General features: G+C 52.4%; 1 protein-coding gene. It reads left to right on the top strand.

Annotated features, from left to right (window positions below):
- Window positions 1–33 precede the first annotated feature (33 nt).
- Window positions 34–275: RusA family crossover junction endodeoxyribonuclease (locus tag OGV74_RS00765; protein ID WP_502873936.1), on the top strand; the 242-nt coding region annotated here is incomplete at its 3' end.

The raw sequence follows: 275 nt of genomic DNA on the forward strand, positions 1-275 counted from the left end.
CAGAACCTGGCAACAACGGATCTGGAGGTGAATGTGAAAGTCTACGATATCACCCCAATGGGCAAGCCCAGAATGACGCGTGCTGACAAATGGAAAAAACGCCCCGAGGTTCTGCGTTACCGGGCTTTCTGTGATGAAGTTCGTCTGCGGGGTGTTGAGCTGCCGGAAAGCGGTTCACATGTCACCTTCATTCTGCCGATGCCAGCGAGCTGGAGCAAAAAGAAACGGGCTGAGTTCAACGGTAAACCACACCAGGCTAAACCTGATTTCGACAA

The organism is Citrobacter sp. Cf116 (assembly GCF_030336505.1).
GTDB classification, from domain to species: domain Bacteria; phylum Pseudomonadota; class Gammaproteobacteria; order Enterobacterales; family Enterobacteriaceae; genus Citrobacter; species Citrobacter freundii.